General features: G+C 60.4%; 17 protein-coding genes and 1 pseudogene. 11 read left to right on the forward strand and 7 right to left on the reverse strand.

Translation table 11 applies throughout. The features are described from left to right. Positions 1–10 precede the first annotated feature (10 nt). Complete coding sequence (locus OK411_RS14320) at positions 11–448, reverse strand: Lrp/AsnC family transcriptional regulator (RefSeq protein WP_016774595.1); 438 nt, start codon at positions 446–448, stop codon at positions 11–13. Between the two features lie 147 nt (positions 449–595). On the opposite strand from OK411_RS14320, the gene OK411_RS14325 reads away from it, so the two are divergent. Then, on the forward strand, positions 596–1,489 hold the full coding sequence (locus OK411_RS14325) for a DMT family transporter (protein ID WP_056785729.1): 894 nt from the start codon (positions 596–598) through the stop codon (positions 1,487–1,489). 3 nt (positions 1,490–1,492) lie between these two features. On the opposite strand, the gene OK411_RS14330 is transcribed toward OK411_RS14325, so the two are convergent. The 4 genes from OK411_RS14330 to OK411_RS14345 all read right to left on the reverse strand — a co-directional run bounded on the left by OK411_RS14330 (position 1,493) and on the right by OK411_RS14345 (position 5,638). Then, positions 1,493–2,533 (reverse strand): FUSC family protein, encoded by a 1,041-nt coding sequence (locus OK411_RS14330; protein ID WP_177421660.1) that lies wholly within the window; start codon positions 2,531–2,533, stop codon positions 1,493–1,495. Positions 2,534–2,588: 55 nt separating this feature from the next. Next, positions 2,589–3,548 (reverse strand): HlyD family secretion protein, encoded by a 960-nt coding sequence (locus tag OK411_RS14335; RefSeq protein WP_016774598.1) that lies wholly within the window; start codon positions 3,546–3,548, stop codon positions 2,589–2,591. A gap of 2 nt (positions 3,549–3,550) precedes the next feature. Next, a complete protein-coding gene (locus OK411_RS14340; protein WP_110599509.1) occupies positions 3,551–3,907 on the reverse strand; it encodes a DUF3302 domain-containing protein in 357 nt (118 codons plus the stop codon). 105 nt (positions 3,908–4,012) lie between these two features. After that, positions 4,013–5,638: an NADP-dependent glyceraldehyde-3-phosphate dehydrogenase gene (locus OK411_RS14345; protein ID WP_264365191.1), complete on the reverse strand. Its 1,626-nt coding sequence runs from the start codon at positions 5,636–5,638 to the stop codon at positions 4,013–4,015. Between the two features lie 376 nt (positions 5,639–6,014). Between OK411_RS14345 and OK411_RS14350 the strand changes: the two genes are divergently transcribed. The 10 genes from OK411_RS14350 (at position 6,015) to OK411_RS14395 (ending at position 16,199) form a co-directional block, all read left to right on the forward strand. Further along, positions 6,015–6,626, forward strand: coding sequence for a transposase (locus OK411_RS14350; protein WP_073474621.1), 612 nt, complete (start codon positions 6,015–6,017; stop codon positions 6,624–6,626). Between the two features lie 54 nt (positions 6,627–6,680). Further along, positions 6,681–8,279 carry a ShlB/FhaC/HecB family hemolysin secretion/activation protein gene (locus tag OK411_RS14355; RefSeq protein WP_122610433.1) on the forward strand — a complete coding sequence of 533 codons (1,599 nt, stop codon included), beginning with the start codon at positions 6,681–6,683 and terminating at the stop codon, positions 8,277–8,279. Between the two features lie 12 nt (positions 8,280–8,291). After that, positions 8,292–10,091: a DUF2341 domain-containing protein gene (locus OK411_RS14360; RefSeq protein ID WP_136493427.1), complete on the forward strand. Its 1,800-nt coding sequence runs from the start codon at positions 8,292–8,294 to the stop codon at positions 10,089–10,091. A gap of 11 nt (positions 10,092–10,102) precedes the next feature. Beyond that, entirely contained in the window at positions 10,103–10,528 is a 426-nt protein-coding gene (locus OK411_RS14365; protein ID WP_003201710.1) for an ExbD/TolR family protein, read from the forward strand. Between the two features lie 3 nt (positions 10,529–10,531). Further along, positions 10,532–11,236, forward strand: a complete 705-nt coding sequence (locus OK411_RS14370) for an energy transducer TonB (protein WP_122692655.1) — start codon at positions 10,532–10,534, stop codon at positions 11,234–11,236. Positions 11,237–11,275: 39 nt separating this feature from the next. Continuing rightward, positions 11,276–12,973 (forward strand): putative porin, encoded by a 1,698-nt coding sequence (locus OK411_RS14375; protein WP_264365192.1) that lies wholly within the window; start codon positions 11,276–11,278, stop codon positions 12,971–12,973. 17 nt (positions 12,974–12,990) lie between these two features. Beyond that, on the forward strand, positions 12,991–13,620 hold the full coding sequence (locus tag OK411_RS14380) for a DNA repair protein (protein WP_264365193.1): 630 nt from the start codon (positions 12,991–12,993) through the stop codon (positions 13,618–13,620). A 17-nt stretch (positions 13,621–13,637) separates the two neighbouring features. Next, positions 13,638–14,108: a YbjN domain-containing protein gene (locus OK411_RS14385; RefSeq protein WP_130888114.1), complete on the forward strand. Its 471-nt coding sequence runs from the start codon at positions 13,638–13,640 to the stop codon at positions 14,106–14,108. Beyond that, positions 14,105–15,052 (forward strand): peptidylprolyl isomerase, encoded by a 948-nt coding sequence (locus tag OK411_RS14390; RefSeq protein WP_264365194.1) that lies wholly within the window; start codon positions 14,105–14,107, stop codon positions 15,050–15,052. The genes OK411_RS14385 and OK411_RS14390 overlap by 4 nt, the downstream gene beginning before the upstream one ends. A gap of 166 nt (positions 15,053–15,218) precedes the next feature. After that, entirely contained in the window at positions 15,219–16,199 is a 981-nt protein-coding gene (locus tag OK411_RS14395; RefSeq protein WP_217878082.1) for a substrate-binding domain-containing protein, read from the forward strand. Positions 16,200–16,694: 495 nt separating this feature from the next. Here the strand turns inward: OK411_RS14395 and OK411_RS14400 are convergent, their stop codons facing one another. Together OK411_RS14400 and OK411_RS14405 are read right to left on the reverse strand one after the other, a co-directional pair. Beyond that, positions 16,695–17,054 (reverse strand): DUF6124 family protein, encoded by a 360-nt coding sequence (locus OK411_RS14400; protein ID WP_122699330.1) that lies wholly within the window; start codon positions 17,052–17,054, stop codon positions 16,695–16,697. A gap of 472 nt (positions 17,055–17,526) precedes the next feature. Next, positions 17,527–19,372 (reverse strand): annotated as a pseudogene (locus tag OK411_RS14405) (hypothetical protein); the annotation flags it as partial.

Genomic DNA, 19,372 nt, shown 5'->3' on the forward strand with positions numbered 1-19,372 from the left:
TAAAAGACACCTACGCCATCGGTGGCAGGCGTCGCTTGACCGGGGTCTTCTTGACGATCGCGGTGTTGGTTTCGGCCAACGTATTCAGTCGGTCTAGCAGGGTATCGAGCTGCTCCATCGAGCGCACGTGCAGGCGGGCGATGAAGCAATCGTCACCGGTGACCTTGTCGCACTCGGTGAACTCCGGAATCGACAAGATCTGCCGCTCAACCTCTTGCAATTGGCCCGGCAGCGGTCGCACCCGGACGATCGCCTGCAACTGATAGCCGAAGCATTTCGGATCAATCTCCACCGTGTAGCCCTTGAGCACGCCGCGTTCTTCCAACCGCCGCAACCGCTCGGCCACGCTGGGCGATGACAGGCCGCTGATCTGCGCCAGCGCTTTGAGCGAGCGCCGCGAGTCTTCCATCAGCGCACTGATAAGGATCTGATCGATATCGTCAGTCACATTCAAACTCCGGATTAGGCGAAGGGCGCAAATCACCCTCGATAAAAAAGGCGAAAACCAAGTTTAGCCTGCTTTATGCGCTGGAGCAGCCCGAGGTGCGCTTGGCATACTTTTGCCATGCTTCGCTCACAGCCTCAGGAGAAGATGATGGACAACGCAATCCGCCGCGGTTCGCTGGAAATGACCGCCGCCATGCTCATATCCGGGACGATCGGCTGGTTTGTTCTGGTGTCCGGGCAACCGGTGCTCGACGTGGTGTTCTGGCGCTGCGTGTTCGGCGCCGGCACGTTGCTGTTGGTCTGCGCCGCGTTCGGCTTTCTGCGGCCGGGAATGCTGACCCGTACAACGTTTCTGCTGGCGGTGCTCAGTGGAATGGCGATTGTCGGCAATTGGGTGCTGCTGTTCGCATCCTATTCCCGCGCCTCGATTGCCATTGGTACGGCGGTCTACAACGTACAGCCATTCATGCTGGTCGGTCTGGCGGCACTGTTTCTCGGCGAGAAAATTACCCTGCAGAAGCTGTTCTGGCTGGCGATCTCGTTCATGGGCATGCTGGCGATCGTCAGCGCCCATGGCACGCAAGGTGAGGAGGGTAACGATTACCTGATGGGAATTGCCCTGGCGTTGGGCGCGGCGTTTCTGTATGCGATCGCTGCACTGATCATCAAGCGCCTGACCGGCACGCCGCCACATCTGATCGCGCTGATTCAAGTCTGCACCGGGGTGTTGTTGCTCGCGCCTTTTGCGCATTTCGATGCGTTGCCGCAAGGCGTCGATGCCTGGGCGAGTCTGCTGACTCTCGGGATCGTGCACACCGGTCTGATGTACGTTTTGCTGTACGGCGCGATTCAAAAATTGCCGACGGCATTGACCGGCGCGCTGTCCTTTATCTATCCGATCGCGGCGATCTTCGTTGACTGGTTCGCCTTCGGCCATCGCCTCGAATTGCTGCAATGGATAGGCGTTGCAGCGATCCTGCTGGCCGCCGCCGGCATGCAACAAGGTTGGGGCTGGAAAGCCCGACGGCTGGCGGCACAATAAGGATCAGATGTTCCAGCGCGGTGCGGTTGCTGCCAGGCGCTGGCGCATCTCGCTGATATTGGCCGCCAGTTGTCGGGTCAACATCCGGTAGCCGTCGAGCGTATTGGCAACCGGCGCATCAAGGTCCGCTGCTGGCAGCTCCATCTCTCGCTCCAGCCGTTGCGAGGCCCCGGTTTTCAACGCGCGAGCCATGCCGATCAGTTGCACACGAATTTGCCGGTGCTCAGCCTTCAGCGCCGTTTGCAGATGTGCCGTGGCCTGCGGGTCGCTTGCGTTGGGGCGGATATTGCCGAGGATCTCCAGCGTGCTGATGCACATGCGCAGGTTGCGCTGAATCGCGTCCAGCTCAGTCATGGAAATTTTCACTTCCTTGGACACCGACGGCATCAGCGAGCGCAACTGCACCATCACCGCACCCACCTTGCTCATCAGCCGCACATGCTCGTCGGCGCTGACCGCTTCACCGTTGATGATGCGCCCGTACACCGTGGCGCAATCGCGCAAGGCATCGGCGAGGTTGTAACGCCACGAGTAGACCGCGTAGAGCGGCAGGGCGAAGGAAAACGCCAGGGCGAGGGCGATGCCGATCAGGATGTCGACGCCGCGCCACAGACCATCGGTGATCGGGTTGTCGCCATGCCCGGCGACGATGAACACCGTGATCGCCGAGAGCAGGGCGGTGTAGCCGCCCTTGCCAATCGCGTGATACGAGAAAAAACCGCACACCACGGCCATGGAAAAGTAGGTCAGCCACGGCATGCCCAGCCAGGCGTGCTGCGCCACCAAGGCCAATCCGACCCCTGCACCGATCAAGGTGCCGATGGCGCGCTCGGCGGCTTTTTTGCCGATGTTGCCGTGGTGCTGCAAACCGCCGATCACCACCAGCATGGTCACCGATGCCCATTCGCCGTGGGGCAGGTTGATGCCAGTAGTCAGCAGAATCGTCGCCAGCAACCCCAGCGCCACGCGCACGGAATGGATCAGTCGGGCGTGACGGTAGCGCCGATACGGGTCCAGTAACGGACGCAGGATACGGCGCAACAGCGGTGGCAGGCGGTGGGTGCTGTAAGTAGTCAGTGCGAACCTCGTGAGTCAGTCATCAATGGAAGGGGAAAATGTAATTCATCCAGGCGGACATGCGCAGCAGGATTTTGCGCATCGCGCCGATGTGATGAAAGTGCTGACTGTAAAGCGCCGCTTGCCCGTAGGCGCCGCCCGGCATGAGCGCGCTGTATTCGGCGAACGCCGGGTCAGTGATTTCAATGATCACCGGCACCCGTCCCGCCGGTGGCGAGCCGGTGTAGCTGATCAGGGTGCCGGAAGGTTGCACCTGGCCCTCGGCGATCACCCCGATCACGCTTTTCACTCGCCCCGCGAAGACTTTGCCGGGAATGCCATCGAAGGCGACTTCGGCCTCGTCGCCCACGGTCAGACGCAGCAGGCTGTTCTGACGCATCCAAGCGGCGAAGTACTGACCTTCCTGCGGAATAAACACCATCGACGGGCGCAGCGGCAGCTTGCTCGCCATCATTCCAGGGCGCAGGGAAACGTGGGTGACGAAGCCTTTGCTCGGCGCTCGAACCACAGTGTTGTCCAGTTCAAATTGAGCGTTGTCCAGTTGCGCCTGCAGATCGTCGGTGCGGGCGATGGCCGCGTCCAGTTCACGCTGGGTGCCGAAGTTGCGGCGTATCAGTTCGGTGATGCGGTAGCGGTCGCCCTTGGCTGCAACCAGTTGCGCCTTGAGCGATTTCAAGCGGTTCTGGAAAGGCGTGGGATCGATGCGGAACAGCACGTCGCCTTTTTCCAGGGGTTCGTTGCCCTTAACCGGCACGTCGATCACCTGGCCACTGATGATCGGAATGACCGGGACCGAGACAAAGTAGGAGCGCGCCACCTCGGAATAGGGATGGTTGTAGTTCATGGTGAAAATCAGCGCGCCGATGATCAGCACGCCACCCAGGACAGCGGTGGGCACCGTCCATTTATTCAGCGGAATGCGGAAGATCTTGAAGATGGCGACGCAGAGTGCGGCGTACGTGAGGATGAGCAACAGATCCATGCTCAGATCCCCCGGCTGTCAGAGTGAGGCGCAACCGGCGACTGCGCTTCGAGCCGCTCGATCCGGGCTTGCAGCTCGACGACCTGCTGCTCCAGTTGATTGACGTGATTCTGAATGGGTTTGCCATCGCCGAACCCCCAACCGCGGTCCTCGCGATAAGCCATCGCCCAGATCCACAGAAACGGCCAGAGTGCATGCAAAGTGAACAGACTGACCCAGCCCGTGGCATGGATCGCGTCCTGGTGCGGGTGGTTGCGATGAACGGCGATTTCGTACGGAATGTCATGCAGCACGATGATCCCGTAAAACAGCACGAGACCGACAAAAACCAACAGACCCAATGCGAAGTAATCGAGCATGGTCAGCCTCCCGGGCATCCAGCAATGCTGGGCTGAGTGTAGTCACTGAATCGCCCGGGGGGGGCTGACGGATCGGCAGGATCGTTCAATCCTGCCGATCATCCGTCAAAAGATGTAATCGGTGGTCAGGAAACTCGAATCACGCCCGCGAATGATCTCGCTGATCAGGTCCTTGTTGCTCTCCTGGAACTTGGTCGCCACCAGCGTCCGAATCGAAAACACTCGCAAGGCATCGTGAACCGAGAGCGTGCCTTCGGCGGAGTTTTTGCGGCCATTGAACGGGTAAGTGTCCGGGCCGCGCTGGCACTGGGCGTTGAGGTTGATCCGCCCGACCTGATTGGCGAAAGTGTCGACCAGCCGGCCGACCGCCACCGGGTTGGTGCCGAAGATGCTCAACTGCTGGCCGAAATCGGATTCCAGCACATAGTCAATCACGGTATCGAGGTGGCGGTACGGCACGATGGGCACGACCGGGCCGAACTGTTCTTCCTGATACACGCGCATTTGCGGATTCACCGGATACAGCACTGCCGGGTAGAAGAACGAGGCGTGGGACTCGCCACCATTCGGGTTGACCACCTGGGCGCCTTTGCTTTGCGCATCCGCGACCAGCCCGTGCAGATAATCGATCTTGCCCGACTCCGGCAGCGGCGTCAGCGCCACGCCGCTGTCCCACGGCATGCCCGGTTTGAGCGTGGCCAGTCTGGCATTGAATTTCTCGATGAAGCTGTCGACCACGTCTTCATGCACGAAGAGGATTTTCAGTGCGGTGCAGCGCTGACCATTGAACGACAGCGAGCCGGTGACCGCTTCGCTGACTGCATTGTCGAGATCGACTTCGGGCAAAACGATGCCCGGGTTCTTGGCGTCCAGACCCAGAGCCGCGCGCAAACGGTGTGGTTTCGGGTGCAGCTTTTTCAGGTCACTGGCAGCCTTGTTGGTGCCGATGAAGGCAAAGATGTCGATCTTGCCGCTGGCCATCAAAGCGCTGACGGTCTCGCGGCCGCTGCCGTAGATGACGTTGATCACGCCGCTCGGGAAGCTGTCGCGGAAGGCTTCGAGCAACGGGCGAATCAGCAGCACGCCGAGCTTGGCCGGTTTGAACACCACGGTGTTACCCATGATCAGTGCCGGAATCAGCGTGGTGAAGGTTTCGTTCAGCGGATAGTTGTAAGGCCCCATGCACAAGGCGACGCCGAGTGGCACGCGGCGGATCTGGCCGAGGGTGTCCTGCTCCAGCTCGAAACGGCTGGAGCGGCGGTCGAGTTCTTTCAGGGCATTGATGGTGTCGACGATGTAATCGCAGGTGCGATCGAACTCTTTTTCTGAGTCCTTGAGATTCTTGCCGATCTCCCACATCAGCAGCTTGACCACCGCCTCGCGCTGCTCGCGCATGCGGCCGAGGAATGCTTCGACGTGCTGGATGCGCTCGGCCACGCGCATGGTCGGCCACAGGCCTTGGCCGCGATCGTAAGCGCGAACGGCAGCGTCGAGGGCGGTGAGCGCGGTGTCGGCATCCAGCAGCGGCGTGCTGCCGAGGATCACCTGTTCTTCGCCGTTTTCGCTTTTCAGATAAACCGGGCTGCGCACCTGCGCGAGCGGGCCGTCCCAGCGGCGCAATTGACCATCGACCAGGTATTCACGCTGCTCGACCTGAGCGTCGAGGCGATATTTTTCCGGGATGTCGCTGACCGAAGGGAACAGGTTGCCAAGGATGTTTGCTGTGGTCATGTCACTACCCTGTGTTGAAGTCGGCGTGCCGATTGAAAGTCTTGTGAAGGTTATACGCCTGAACGGGCCGGGATTTAACCCTGTGAATGTCACGCGAATGTCACGCAACGGTGCAACCGCAGTCCACCCTGTGGGAGCGAGCCTGCTCGCGAAGGCGGCGGCACATCCAACATCCTCATTGCCTGACACAGCGCTTTCGCGAGCAGGCTCGCTCCCACGGTCGATCGTTTAAATCAGTCAGTCTGTCTTCGGTAATGAAGCTTTTATGACAAAAGTTCGGTAGCCCTTTGCCAGTCCGGTCATGCCTGTGTAACGCGCTTGAGGGGCCTTTCGGGGCGTACTTTGCAAGCCGAGGCGGGACGCCGGGAGTGAGGCAATGGGGACTATGGAACGCTATTCGAAAGTGGGCATGCAGGAGCTCGATCAACGCCTGTCGAAGATCGTCGAAGCCGCGCGCAAGAAGCCGGTTTCGGTGTATCGCTACGGCGCGCCGTGGGTCTGGATCGTCTCGCAGGAGGACTGGCAGGGCGCTCTGAAAGAAGTGTCCAGCTACATTCCGCCGGGCCATTCGCTGGTGTTGTTGCGCCCGCAGATTGACGATCTGCTCGACGCCCATCAGGACCTGCTGCACGACCTCAATGCCGCGCCCGGCATGCTCATTCCCGCGCAAACGGTGATGCACATCCTGCTCCTGCAATTGCTGTATTCGGTGCCCAGCGAACAGCAGCTCTATGAACAACTGAACTACAACCTGCTGTTCCGCTGGTTTGTCGGCCTCGGCCTGAACCAGAAAGTCTGGAGTTTCACCGCCCTCAGCCGTGACATCGCCACGCTGCTCAACGAGCCGCGCGCGGTGCTGCTGATTCAGAAAATCATCGGCGAAGTGTTCTGCGGTGCCTTGCTGCAAATGCCCGAGTTCTCGCTGAACTTTGCGCTGTTGCACACCTGGCTGGGCAAGCACGCCTGCGCCACAACGATCAGCAATTGACGCAGCACACCGGGCGCTAACGCCCACAGGTCATCGCGAATTTCAGGGGGTAATGTGGAACGGATTTTCACGTCACGGCTGGCGCTGTGGGGCTGGCTGCTGGTGACGGCGGGCGCGCAGCCGGCGCTGGCCGAGGAGGGCACAGAAGCGCCCGCCGCGCAGCGACTGGTCGACGTCAACGAATACTTCGTGCGCGGCAATACCGTGCTCGATGCCCGGGCGATCGAAGAAGCGGTGTACCCGTTTCTCGGCCCGCAGAAAGCCTTGAGCGACATCGAAGGCGCCCGCGATGCGTTGCAGAAGGCCTATCAGGAACGCGGCTATCAATCGGTGTTTGTCGAGCTGCCCGAGCAGGCCGTGGCCGATGGCATCGTCTATCTGCAAGTCAGCGAAACCAAGGTCGGCCGGGTGCGCGTGGTCGGCGCCAAACACTATTCGCCGCTGGATATCCGCGACAACGTCCCGGCGCTGAAAGAAGGCGAGGTGCCGGACTTTGCCAAGGTCCAGGGCGAACTGGCGCAGCTCAACAAGACACCCGGTCGCCAGGTCATGCCGCTGGTGCGTGAAGGGCAGCGCCCCGGCACCATGGATGTCGACTTGCAGGTCGAAGACCAGAACCCGTGGACGGCCAGCGTCGGCCTCAATAACGATTACAGTGCCGACACCGAAAAGCTGCGCAGCGTCACCAGTCTCGGTTACAACAACCTCTGGCAGCTCGGCCACAGCGTCAACCTGACGTTCTTCACCGCGCCGCAGGAAACCGACAACGCCAAGGTCTGGTCCGGGTCCTACACCGCGCCGCTGAGCGAGCGCTGGAGCGTGCAGTTCTCCGGTTACCAGTCCGACAGCAACGTCGCCACCATCGGCGGCAGCAACGTGCTCGGCAAGGGTCATTCTTACGGCGTCGCGGCGATTTACACGCTGCCCTCGAGCGGTAACTGGTCGAACTCGCTGTCGGCCGGCATCGACTTCAAGGACTTCGACGAGCGCCTGAGCCTGTCCGGCGAAAGCGACAAGGTGCCGCTCAAATACGCACCGTTCACCTTCGCCTACAACGGCTTTCGCTACAGCGAAAAGAGCCAGCTCGGCCTCGGCCTGAGTCTGGTGGCCGCCACGCGCAGCGTGTTCGGCTACGGCAGCGACGACGAAGACTTCGACTACAAACGTTATCGCGCCAAACCGAGTTTCGCCGTGCTCAAGGGCGACACCAACTACACCTGGACCTTCGACAGCGACTGGCAGAGCGCAAGCAAAGCCGCATTCCAACTCGCCTCGGGGCCGCTGGTTTCCAACGAACAATTCTCCGCCGGTGGCGCCACCTCCGTGCGCGGCTATCTCGCGGCTGAACGTACCGCCGATGACGGTTACCTGCTCAGCCAGGAATTGCGCACACCGTCGCTGGCGAAATTTGCCGGCACGTGGATGCAGGACTGGCGCTTCTATGCCTTCGCCGAAGGCGCGCAGTTGTATTTGCGCGACGAACTGCCGGATCAGGACGCCAATTACGCCCTGGCCAGCGTCGGCCTCGGCACCCGCGCCAGCCTGAGTAAATGGCTGTCCGGCAGCCTCGACTGGGGCTACCCGCTACTCGAAGGGCCGAACACCTCAAAGCAGGAATCGCGCCTGCACTTCAACCTTCAAGCCACTTTCTAACGGAGCACGTCCATGCAACGCCTCTTCCTTTCGTTGTTGATCTGCCTGGGCTTCGTGCTCCCGGCCACGGCTCAGGCCTGGTGGCAGGACGACTGGCATTACCGCAAACAGATCGCCGTCGACACCACCCCGCAAGGCGCGGCGATCAATCAGGCCCTCGGCCGCACCGCGCTGCTGGTGCGCCTGCACACCGGCAACTTCACCTTCGACGGCGTGAAAGAGGACGGCTCCGATCTGCGCTTCGTCGCGGCGGATGACAAAACCGTGCTCAACCACCAGATCGAAAGTTTCGACGCGCTGATGGGCATGGCGCTGATCTGGGTTGATGTGCCGAATGTAGAGGGCGGTCAGCGTCAGGACATCTGGATGTACTACGGCAACCAGAAAGCCCCGGCCACTGGCAACGGCCAACTCACTTTCGATCCGAATTACACCGCGCTGTATCACTTCGACGGCGCCACCGGCACCCCGGCGAAAGACACCACGGCGTACGGCAACACCGCGCAAAGCGCGACCGGCACAGCGATCGATGGCGTCGTCGGGCGCGCCTTGCAGTTCAGCGGCCAGCCGTTGTTGCTGCCGGCCAGTCCGTCGCTGCAACACAACGCCGGCAGCGCGTTCACCTTCAGTGCCTGGCTGCGTCTGGATCAGGCCTCTGGCGAGCAACTGATCCTGGCTCGGCGCGAAGGCACGCAAAGTCTGCTGATCGGCGTCAGCCAAGGCCTGCCGTTCGTGGAAATCGACGGCCAGCGCGCCGCCGCAACGCAAGCTCTGGCTCCGGCGCAATGGCAACACGTTGCGCTGACCGCCGAGGGTTCGAAAGTCACCCTGTACATCAACGGTCGCGAAAGCGCTGCACTGGCCCAAGCGATGCCGGCGTTCAACTCGGTCATGGCCATCGGTGCCGATCTGCAGGAAGGCGCGTTCCAGCCATTCGCTGGCGCAATTGATGAGCTGCGCCTGTCGAAAGTCGCCCGTCCGGCCGCGCTGTTGCTGGCCGATGCCACCTCGCAAGGCGCCGAGTCGAAACTGGTCGCTTACGGCGTCGATGAAGAACAATCCGGGTTTGGCTTCGGTAGCCTCGGCTTCCTGCTCAACGCGGTGCCAGTCGACGCCTGGGTGATCATCGCCGTGCTGGTGCTGATGATGTTCCAGTCGTGGATCATCATGTTGCGCAAGAACCGCAGCCTCAGTCGCGTCACCGCTGCCAACGAAGACTTTCGCGTGCAATTCGCCAAGGTCGGCACGCGTCTGGAAATGTTCGCCGACGATGCGCAACTGGCTCAGCGTCTGCAGCATTCGTCGCTGTGGCGCCTGTACCTGGTGGCGGTCAAAGAGATCCGTACCCGTCGTGAGCAGGGCGCCGATACCTCCTCGGTTTCAGCGGCGACCATCGAAGCCATCCGCTGCTCGATGGACGGCGTGCGCACCCGCGAGAACCAACAACTGAGTTCGAAACTCTCGACCCTGTCCAACGCCATCGCCGGCGGCCCGTACATCGGCCTGCTCGGCACCGTGCTGGGGATCATGGTGGTGTTCCTCGGCACGGCGATGGCCGGCGACGTCAACATCAACGCCATCGCTCCCGGTATGGCCGCCGCGCTGTTGGCCACGGCGATGGGCCTGTTCGTCGCGATCCCCGCGCTGTTTGGCTACAACCGCCTGATCACCCGCAACAAGGAAGTCAGCGCCGACATGCGCGTATTCGTCGACGAGTTCATCACCCGGCTGGCGGAAATGCACGGCGAGAGCCAGTTCAGTGAGGCGTCGCACCAGCGCGGCCATCACGCCAACCACTCCGTACCGGCCTGAGGAGCACTGCCATGGCGTCCGTAAATGCCTCCCACGACGATGATGACGATGCCGCGGTCGACAGCATCAACATCACTCCGCTGGTCGATGTGCTGATGGTGGTGCTGGTGATGTTCATCCTCACCGCCACCGCGCAGGTCTCCGGGATCCAGATCAACCTGCCCAAGGCCAGCGCTTCGGTGTCGCTGTCGGAAGCCAAGACCAAGGCGATCTCGGTCAACGACGGCGGCCAGGTGTTCCTCGATGCCTATCCGGTCACTTTGGCGGAGCTGGAAGAGCGCCTGCGCATCGAGAAAGCGCAGAGCCCGGATTTCCCGGTGATCGTGCGCGGCGATGCGACGGTGCAGTACCAGAAAGTCATCGAAGTGCTGGATCTGCTGCGCCGGCTCGAACTGTCCCAGGTCGGTCTCGTTACCGGCAAACCGAGTCAGGGCTGAGTCATGACCGCACAACTCCCGATCGAACCGCCGCCCGTGAAAAAGTCGCCGTTGCGCTATGTGAAGTGGGGCGCCGGATTGCTGGTCGGCGCGCTCGCCGCGTGGTTCCTCTGGCAGTGGGCCAACGACATGGCCGGCGTGCGCCGCGAAGCGCCGAAAGTGCCGACGATCATTCCGTTGCCGCCACCGCCACCACCGCCGCCGGAGAAACCGCCAGAGCCGGAAACGCCGGTGGAAGAAAAAGTCGTCGAGCCCGAGCCAACGCCGGAGCCGGAGGAGGTCAAGCCTGAAGAGGAGGCGCCGCCATCGCCGGCGGACGATCTGGCCAATCCGATGCAAATGGACGGCGACGCGCAGGCCGGCAGCGACGCTTTCAACATCGGCGCCGGCAAGGGCGGCGGCATGGCCGGCGCGGGTGGTGGGCGGTTGGGTACGGGCACGTACAGCCAGTTTCTCGCGTTCACTTTCCAGCGTTTGCTGCGCGAGAACCCCGAGCTGCGCAACCTCGCATTCTCGCTGCAGGCCGATGTGTGGCTGAGCAGCGTCGGCGAGATCACCCGTGTCGAGCTGATCAAGTCCAGTGGCAACCCGCAAATCGATACCCAGGTGCTGGCCGCTTTACGCGGTGCGCCAGCCCTCAGCGAACGGCCTCCGGCCTCCATCACTTTGCCCGTGCGCTTGTCCCTGCAAGGGCGGCGTCCGGGTTAATTCACTTATTCAAGCTTCGGCAAAAGGAGTTGTGTGCAGATGATTTCCAACGTGAATCGATTGTCCCTGGCGGTCGGCATGGTCATTGCGACCCTGGTCGGTCAGGCCGTGGCAGCGCCTGCGCCCTCGGAGAACGCCACGATCAATCTGATCCGCTTGCTGGTCGAGCAGGGCATTCTCAAACAGGACAAGGCCGACGCGCTGATCGCCCAGGCGCAGAACGAAGCGGCGCAGGCCAAACAGGCTGCCGCGTCCACCGCAGTCGCGGCCGGACCGGTCGCCGCGCCGGGCGATGTGCGTGTGCAGTACGTGCCGGCAGCGGTGCGCGACCAGATCCGCGATCAGGTCAAAGCCGAGGTCATGGCCACCGCCAAACAGGAAAACTGGGCAGCGCCGAATACCTTTCCGGACTGGGCCTCGCGCATCAGCTTCGACGGCGACATTCGTCTGCGTGACGAATCGCGGTACTACTCGGGCAACAACAGCAACGAAATCGTCGACTTCGCCAAGCTCAACAACAACGGCCCGTACGACGTGAATCCCAACAGCAGCACCAGCCTGCCACCGTTGCTCAACACCCGCGAAGACCGCGAAAACCTCTTTCGCCTGCGCGCACGCCTGGGCATGAAAGCGGTGATTTCGGAGGAATGGACCGCCGGCATTCGCATCGGCACCGGTTCGGACGACAACCCGGTATCGACCACGCAAAACCTCGGCGGCGGCTTTGCCAAGAAGGACATCTGGCTCGATCAGGGCTACCTGACCTGGAAGCCAATGGACGAATTGACCCTGACCGGCGGGCGCTTCGCCAACCCGTTCATGTCCACCGACATGCTCTATTCCAACGACCTGAATTTCGATGGTGTGGCGGCGATTTTCGATCACAAGCTCAACCGCGATTGGGGCGTGTTCGGCACCGTCGGCGCATTCCCGGTGGATTACACCAACGACACCTCCAGCAGTAACGGTTTCGACAAGGAAGAGAGCGACAACAAGTGGCTTTACGGCGCCCAGCTCGGCGCGAAATGGGCGATCAACAGCAACAACCGCCTCAAAGGTGCGCTGGCCTATTACCGCTTCGACGACATACAGGGCCAGCGCTCCAGCCCCTGCGAACCGTGGGCCGGCGCGCCGGGTTGCGACAGCGACGGTACCCGTGCGGCGTTCATGCAGAAGGGCAACAGCGTGTTCCTGCTGCGTGACATCACGCCGAACCCGCTCAACCCGAGCGCCACGCCGCAGCCGCAATTCGTCGGGCTTGCGTCCGAGTTCAACCTGCTCGATCTCAACGTCGTGTGGGACGCCGACCTGCCGCAGGACTTCAAACTGCGCAGCCAGGGCAATTACATCCACAACCTCAGCTACGACGAAGGCGACATGCGCAAGCGCTCCGCCGGGCAGATCGTCAACAACCTCGACAGCAGCGGCGAGATCGAAAGCGGCGCCAACGCATGGATGGTGCAGTTCACCCTCGGCAACGCGCTGGACCTTACGCGCAAGGGCGACTGGAACCTGTTCGCCGGCTACAAGTACATCCAGCCGGACGCCTTGCCGGACGGCTTCAACGACTCGTCGTTCCACCTCGGCGGCACCAACGCCAAGGGCTATTTCATGGGCGGCAACTACGGCCTGGCGAAGAACGTTTCCGCAACGGGCCGCTGGATGAGCACCGAAGCGGTGTACGGCGCGCCGTTCGACATCGACGTCTTGCAGCTTGAGATCAACACGCGCTTCTAGGGCGCCGGGAGAGCTTTATGAACACGCGTTTTCTCGCGTTGGGCCTGGGTTTATTGATTGCCAGCGGGGCGAGCGCCGAAGGCATGGAAGAACGCTTGCGCACGCAGTTGCGCAGCACCACCCAGCAATTGCAGGCCCTGCAAAGTCAGCAGGCCCAGGCCAGCGCCGCGCAACTGGCGGCGCAGAACGAAGCCAAGGCTGCCCAAGCGCAGATCAAGCAACTAACGGCCGAATTGGCCAAAGCCAAAGGCCTTGCCGAGCAACTGGCCGGACAACAACAGAGCCTGCACAGCCAGGCGCAGGCGCAAGTCGCGGCCAGTGCCGAGCAGACCGGCAAGTTCAAAAAAGCCTATGACGAATTGCTGGTCCTCGCTCGTGGCAAAGAAGCCGAACGCACGAAGCTGCAAGCGCAACTGGCGGAACGTGACACACAAGTGCAGCAATGTTCAGCCAAGAATCAGCAAATGTACGGCGTCGCCAAACAGATCCTCACGGCCTACGAAAACATCGACGTCGCCGAAGTGATGAAGATCCGCCAGCCCTTCGCTGGCAGCGCCCGGGTCAAGTTCGATGAACTGGCCCAGGGCTTCGGCGACGAGCTGTACAAAACCCAATTCGACGCGCCGCAAGCGGCGATCGCTCACTGATAGCAAGGAAGAAAGCCATGACTCAATTGATCACCCACGTTTCCCCGCAATCGCTGACCGACGTTCTGCAAGCCGCCGGTTACCGCGTCAACCAGAGCGAACAGAACGGCATCGTCCAGTTGCTCAGCGCCAGTCAGGGCATCGGCTACGCCGTGCGGTTCGGCAACCCGGCGCTGGAGCAGGGCGGGTTCGTTGATTTCACTTTCAGCTGTGCGCTGCGCGTGCAGGGTGAGTTGCCTGAGGGAGTCGCAGAGCAGTGGAATGCTACTCGACGTTTTGCACGGTTGTCGTTGCAGGGTGAGTTTCTGGTCATGGAGATGGACGTTGTCGTGGCTGCGGGCGTGAGCAACGAACACCTGCGCGGCAATCTGGAGTTGTGGGATCGCCTGTTGCAGGAATTCATCGTGTACCTGCGCGATTTCAGCCAGACCGCTGCTTCGCACACCGCCAAATCCGCTGTCGCCGAACAAGAGGAAGTTGCACTGTGAAAAAGCCTGCCATGGTGATCGGCGCCGGAGCAGTGGCGCTGTTGGTGATGGCCGTGGCGCTGGTGATGCGACCGGGCAGTGACCCGGTCGCCGCTCAGCAGCCGTCGCCGGTGATGCCGGTTGCAGTCGGGCCAGCGGTGGCGCGGTTGGGCAATCAGCAGGTTTCGCCAGAGGAATTGCAGGCGCTGCTGGCCACTGTCCCGGCGCAAACCCGCGAGCAATTGCGCGGCAACCGTGAGGCGCTGGAGCGCTGGATTCGCTCGCGACTGGCGGAAAAAGCCGTGCTGGAACAGGCCGATGCGCAGGGTTGGGCGCAGCGGCCGGACGTCGCCCGGCAAACTCGCGCGGCGACTGAGCAAATCGTGTTTCGTGATTATCTGCGCTCGGTGAGTCAGGTGCCGGCGGAGTATCCAAGCGCAGCTGAATTGCAGCAGGCGTACGACGCCGGCAAGGCCAATTGGCAGACCCCGGCGCTGTATCGGGTCAGTCAGATTTTCCTTGGCGTCAGTGACGCAGCGAATGTGGAAACCGTGCGCAAACAAGCCGCTGAATTGAGCAAGAAGGCGCAATCAGCACCGGCTGATTTTGCGGCGCTCGCTACGCAATATTCGCAGGATCGCGTCACGGCAGAGCGGGGCGGTGATACCGGCCTGCAACCGTTGCAACAGCTGGTGCCGGAAGTACGTGGCGCTGTAGCGCGGCTCAAGGTGGGCGCCGTGTCTGATCCGGTGCAAAGCGCCGCCGGCTTCCACGTGATCAAACTCACCGAACAACAACCGGCCCGCACCGCGACGCTGGAGGAACTGCGCGACCAACTGACCCAGGCCCTGCGCGCACAACGCGAGGAACAGATCGCCCAGGCTTATCTGGACGGCATGCTTAATACCGCCACCCTGAGCATCGACGGGGCTGAACTGAACAAAATCCTCGAGGAAAAACACTGACGTCAGCCAAACACCAATCACCCCTGTGGGAGCGAGCCTGCTCGCGAATGCGGTGGGTCAGTCAGCGAAGATGTTGAATGTGCCAACGCTTTCGCGAGCAGGCTCGCTCCCACAATGAGATCCGGTGTATTCAGAGCAACCACATTAGATCGACAGGGAGTCATCAATGTCATTCACCGAACCCGCAGGACGCCCGGGCGCCGTTGATTACCAATCGTCCCAAACCAGCCCCGAACCCTGGCTCAACCAGGCCGCGACCATCGACAGCGAAGTCGCCCAATACTTCCTCGTCAGCGCCCGCTGCGGTTGCTTCATGCAAGCCGCGCGCAGCCTCAATGTGCGCTCGACGCTGCTGCGCAAACAACTCGCGCAACTCGAACAACAACTGCAACACAGCCTGTTCAGCTTCCAGGGCAGCGCCCTAACGCTCACCCGCGAAGGCCAACAGTTGCAGGCCCGACTCAGCACCCTGGCCCACCAACGCAAACTCCCGGTCATCGAACAACCGCTGATCCGCCTCGCCATCGCCGAATCCATCCTCCACGACATCCTCGGCCGCGACCTCATCGCATTGCTGCGCCGCAATGCCAGCCTGCGTCTGGAAATTATTGCTCTGGATAGCGAACTGGCCTTGCGTGCGGTCAGCGCCGACATTGTCCTCTGGCTGGCGCCCAGCGATGCTTCAAACCCTGGTCCCACCTTCGCCACAAGCGCACCGCAACACCTCGCGCGAATTGAATATCTGCCGCACATCGCCAAGCGCTATTCGCGGGTGACAGCGCGACCGGAAACGCCGGATGATCTGGCGGACTTCATGCTGGTGCAGTGGCAGTGCGATCGGCAGGTTGAGAGCTTTCGCCCTTGGAATGAGTTGGTCGAGCGGCGCTTGGCTGGCGTAGTACAGATTCAATCTTATGAATTGATGCTGGAGATGATCCGGTGCAGCGCTTGCATCGGATTGCTGCCGGCATACATGAGCCGCTTCGACCGAGGCCTCATCGCACTGCCCGGATTATTCGCCGAACCGATGCAGCTCCATGCTTGGCTCGCCGTCAACACCGACTCGCAAAACTCTCCCGAAATCCAAGCCCTCATCGACCTCATCCAGCAAACCTTCAACGAACGCCACGAATGGTTCCAGCCTTGACCCGCCCCCCTGTAGGAGTGAGCCTGCTCGCGAAAGCAATCCGCCAGTCGAAGCCACAGTGACTGACAAACCGCTTTCGCGAGCAGGCTCGCTCCCACAAGAATCTTCATTGCTTACGCGTTGATCGTTCCCACGCTCCGCGTGGGAATGCAGCCCGGGACGCTCTGCGTCCCCCCAGAGCTGGAACGCGGAGCGTCCCTTGAGGCATTCCCACGCAGAGCGTGGGAACGATCATCAACTGCACCCGTACCGCATCAACAGTCGGAGCGAGCCTGCTCGCGAAAGCAATCCGCCAGTCGAAGCCACAGTGACTGACAAACCGCATTCGCGAGCAGGCTCGCTCCCACAAGAATCTTCACTGCTTACGCGTTGATCGTTCCCACGCTCCGCGTGGGAATTCAGCCCGGGACGCTCTGCGTCCCCCCAAGAGCTGGAACGCGGAGCGTCCCTTGAGGCATTCCCACGCAGAGCGTGGGAACGATCATCAAAGGCCCGCTACTGCGGCAACTCCAGATTATCCAGCACCCGATTCACCGCCAACTCCCCGAGCATGATCAACTGCGCAATCCCCATAAGCGTCCGGCGCTGCGATGGCTTCGCCAGCCCGGCGAATTCCTGAGCGATGGTTTTGGCCGACGCAAGCGTTTCGCAGGCATTGGCCAGCAGGTCTTCGTTTTTGGTATCGGCGGTGACGGCGTACATGGCGCGGGGGCTGAACGGCGGTGGAGTAGAGCCGGGTGGGCAGAGGTAGTGGTCGAGGGCGCGGTCGGCGGCTTGGTGGAGTTTTTTTGAATCGAGGGATTCGTAGGGGGAGGTGGGGTCAGTTTCGGGTGGGTTGGGTGTTGGTTTGATCATGGGTGAAGCCTCTAGAGTGGTGGAGCTGCCACCGTTCGCTGCTAACGAAGGAGGTGGCGGCTGTACGCGGGTTAGCAGACCAGGACTCTAGAACCCGGCGCACCGAAGTGCCCCACGCAAAGCCGCCATAACGGCAACACCTTGTGCGTCTAGAGATAACCCGGGCTGCTAAACCCGATCACTGAACATTCAGCGACCGCACCACAATAGAACCCGTCCCCAAGGCGCACAAGCCGGCGGATTCTCGCGTAGCTGTAGGCAATGGTGCAAGAATTTGTAGCCTGGAAGGCGTGTCAGCAGGTGTCTTTTAAACACCTTCGTTTAAATCAAAGAATTGCGCAAACCTGACGGTCCTTTCGCGATCAGAAGAGAAGCCTGGATCGCGCTTCGCTGTTTAAATCATCGTTAAATAATAGGTTAGACAAATCCGTCACCTTTGCGGTCGCGTGACGCTAAATATCAACTCTATTGACTAATTTTTTGTTAGTCGCAAATTATCCAAGCTCACGCTTTGATTATTACTAAAACCGCTTAGGGAAAAATAATACATCGGCGGTGGATAATCCGGGAAAGCGCTTGGCATAATGAATGTGGATGAATGACCTCTCCATTGTGCGCTTGCTGGTAAACTGATTCCTGGAATGCCAGTAGTGCTTAACCATGGATTGCTTGCGCATTTGTAATCGAAGCTCAAGGTGTAAGTTTTATCTTCGTCCAAGCTTGGAAATGCTTTCACGATCTCGAGTGTTCGGTGATATCCATCTGTGCCAGGTTGCGAAATTACGAAATATTCACCTGCAGTTGCTGTGATAGAAATGGGGTGTTGTGGATTTGCATTGCTCCATCCATTCCATTCATAGTTCGTAAATGTCGTCAGATCATCAAGTTTCGGCATCACTTGTAAATTTCGAGGTTGAGATATTTGCTCCGCTCCATACGAAGCCTTAACGGTAAATATGTGATCTCCCAGATTCAAGTTGTTGACTGTTCCCTTCCAAGTTCCTGTTGTAGGATTCACCGCAGCCGACCCGCTAGTATTCGCGCCGTCGAATATCTCAACATTCAGTCCCTTGGATGCGGCGCCGGTCAGGATTACCTCTCTATCCTCTGTAGTACCACCATTTTCAATCTCGACATTACTTGGCAATCCTTTCACCGAATCAATCGTCGGACTAACTTCCGCTGTTGCCGTAAAACTACGCGCGCCAGAATCCATTTCACCACTGTGATACAACGACCTGGCAAACAACCGGCGCGGGCCTAAATCGATCGATATTGGCCGTCGCCAATCCCCTGTCACTGAGTCAGCTAACGCTTTTCCTTTCGATTCCGCATCCGGAGCGGTGCCATCAAAAATCTCTACTTCCTGTCCCTTACTCGCTTTACCACTAACCGTAAGCGAAGTGCTGACTGTGTACGCCCCCTCAGGAACTTCGACATCCTTGCTGTCCTTGACAGAAGTGAGCGTGGGCGTGACGAGTTCAGTAACCGTCAGCGTTCTTTCCTCTGATCGATCACCCGAGCCAATCCGCGCGACAGTGAATTTATGCAGCGTCAGTGCCAAACCTGATACCGGCAAAGTCCACTCCCCAGCACCGTCAACCAAAGGCGTATCTATGGATTTTCCATTGTCGAACGCTTCGACTTTCTGACCCTTGGCGCCTATACCGCTCAACGTCACGGCGGTTTTAACAATAGTGGCGCCTTCGGCGATTTCTTCACCGTTATCGGTGGCCACAATCAAATCGATCATCGGCGCCACATCCTCAACCGCCTTCACCCGATAACGCTTAACCGGCCCGTCAATCGCATCCGCCTCAACCTGACTCAGGGTCAATGCCGCTTTGAAATGCATTTCGAACTGGCTGTCATGCGCCAGATCCTTCACATCGTCATACGCCAGCGGGTAAGTAAACTCACCGGCTGTTATCCAGTTCTGGTTGACGTACGAAGAAGGCCACGGCCAGATCACTTGATTGAATTCGTCGCCGTTGTTTTTGCGGCCCTTGAGTACCAGTTTCACGCGCTGATTAGGCGCAATAAAGGCCCATACACCCGCTTTGATAGTGCCTCCCGCCGTAATCTTGCTCAGATCCAGTTCACCATCATCAGCCTGCACGATGCTCAGCTTGTCCAGTTCCGCAGCCGGCAGGGGCATGACAGTTACGGTGAGTGTTTTTGACGGGACTTCATTGGAGCCCGGGGAGGTCACTTCGTATTGCAGCGTGAGGTTCTTGACGTTTTTGCCAATGTTCGCGGCAACCGCTTCGGCGGGGATCAGGAATTCGACGCTGCCGTTGTTCACACCGGGTTTCGCC

Source organism: Pseudomonas sp. RG1 (assembly GCF_025910115.1).
Lineage (GTDB): Bacteria > Pseudomonadota > Gammaproteobacteria > Pseudomonadales > Pseudomonadaceae > Aquipseudomonas > Aquipseudomonas atacamensis.

What these genes read in the sequence shown, in the direction of transcription:
- OK411_RS14370 (WP_122692655.1), top strand. Translation starts at nt 10,532, where the DNA reads ATGACCGCACAACTCCCGATCGAACCGCCGCCCGTGAAAAAGTCGCCG.
- OK411_RS14385 (WP_130888114.1), top strand. Translation starts at nt 13,638, where the DNA reads ATGACTCAATTGATCACCCACGTTTCCCCGCAATCGCTGACCGACGTT.
- OK411_RS14395 (WP_217878082.1), top strand. Translation starts at nt 15,219, where the DNA reads ATGTCATTCACCGAACCCGCAGGACGCCCGGGCGCCGTTGATTACCAA.
- OK411_RS14375 (WP_264365192.1), top strand. Translation starts at nt 11,276, where the DNA reads ATGATTTCCAACGTGAATCGATTGTCCCTGGCGGTCGGCATGGTCATT.
- OK411_RS14365 (WP_003201710.1), top strand. Translation starts at nt 10,103, where the DNA reads ATGGCGTCCGTAAATGCCTCCCACGACGATGATGACGATGCCGCGGTC.
- OK411_RS14350 (WP_073474621.1), top strand. Translation starts at nt 6,015, where the DNA reads ATGGGGACTATGGAACGCTATTCGAAAGTGGGCATGCAGGAGCTCGAT.
- OK411_RS14345 (WP_264365191.1), bottom strand. Translation starts at nt 5,638, where the DNA reads ATGACCACAGCAAACATCCTTGGCAACCTGTTCCCTTCGGTCAGCGAC.
- OK411_RS14400 (WP_122699330.1), bottom strand. Translation starts at nt 17,054, where the DNA reads ATGATCAAACCAACACCCAACCCACCCGAAACTGACCCCACCTCCCCC.
- OK411_RS14325 (WP_056785729.1), top strand. Translation starts at nt 596, where the DNA reads ATGGACAACGCAATCCGCCGCGGTTCGCTGGAAATGACCGCCGCCATG.
- OK411_RS14340 (WP_110599509.1), bottom strand. Translation starts at nt 3,907, where the DNA reads ATGCTCGATTACTTCGCATTGGGTCTGTTGGTTTTTGTCGGTCTCGTG.
- OK411_RS14360 (WP_136493427.1), top strand. Translation starts at nt 8,292, where the DNA reads ATGCAACGCCTCTTCCTTTCGTTGTTGATCTGCCTGGGCTTCGTGCTC.
- OK411_RS14335 (WP_016774598.1), bottom strand. Translation starts at nt 3,548, where the DNA reads ATGGATCTGTTGCTCATCCTCACGTACGCCGCACTCTGCGTCGCCATC.
- OK411_RS14380 (WP_264365193.1), top strand. Translation starts at nt 12,991, where the DNA reads ATGAACACGCGTTTTCTCGCGTTGGGCCTGGGTTTATTGATTGCCAGC.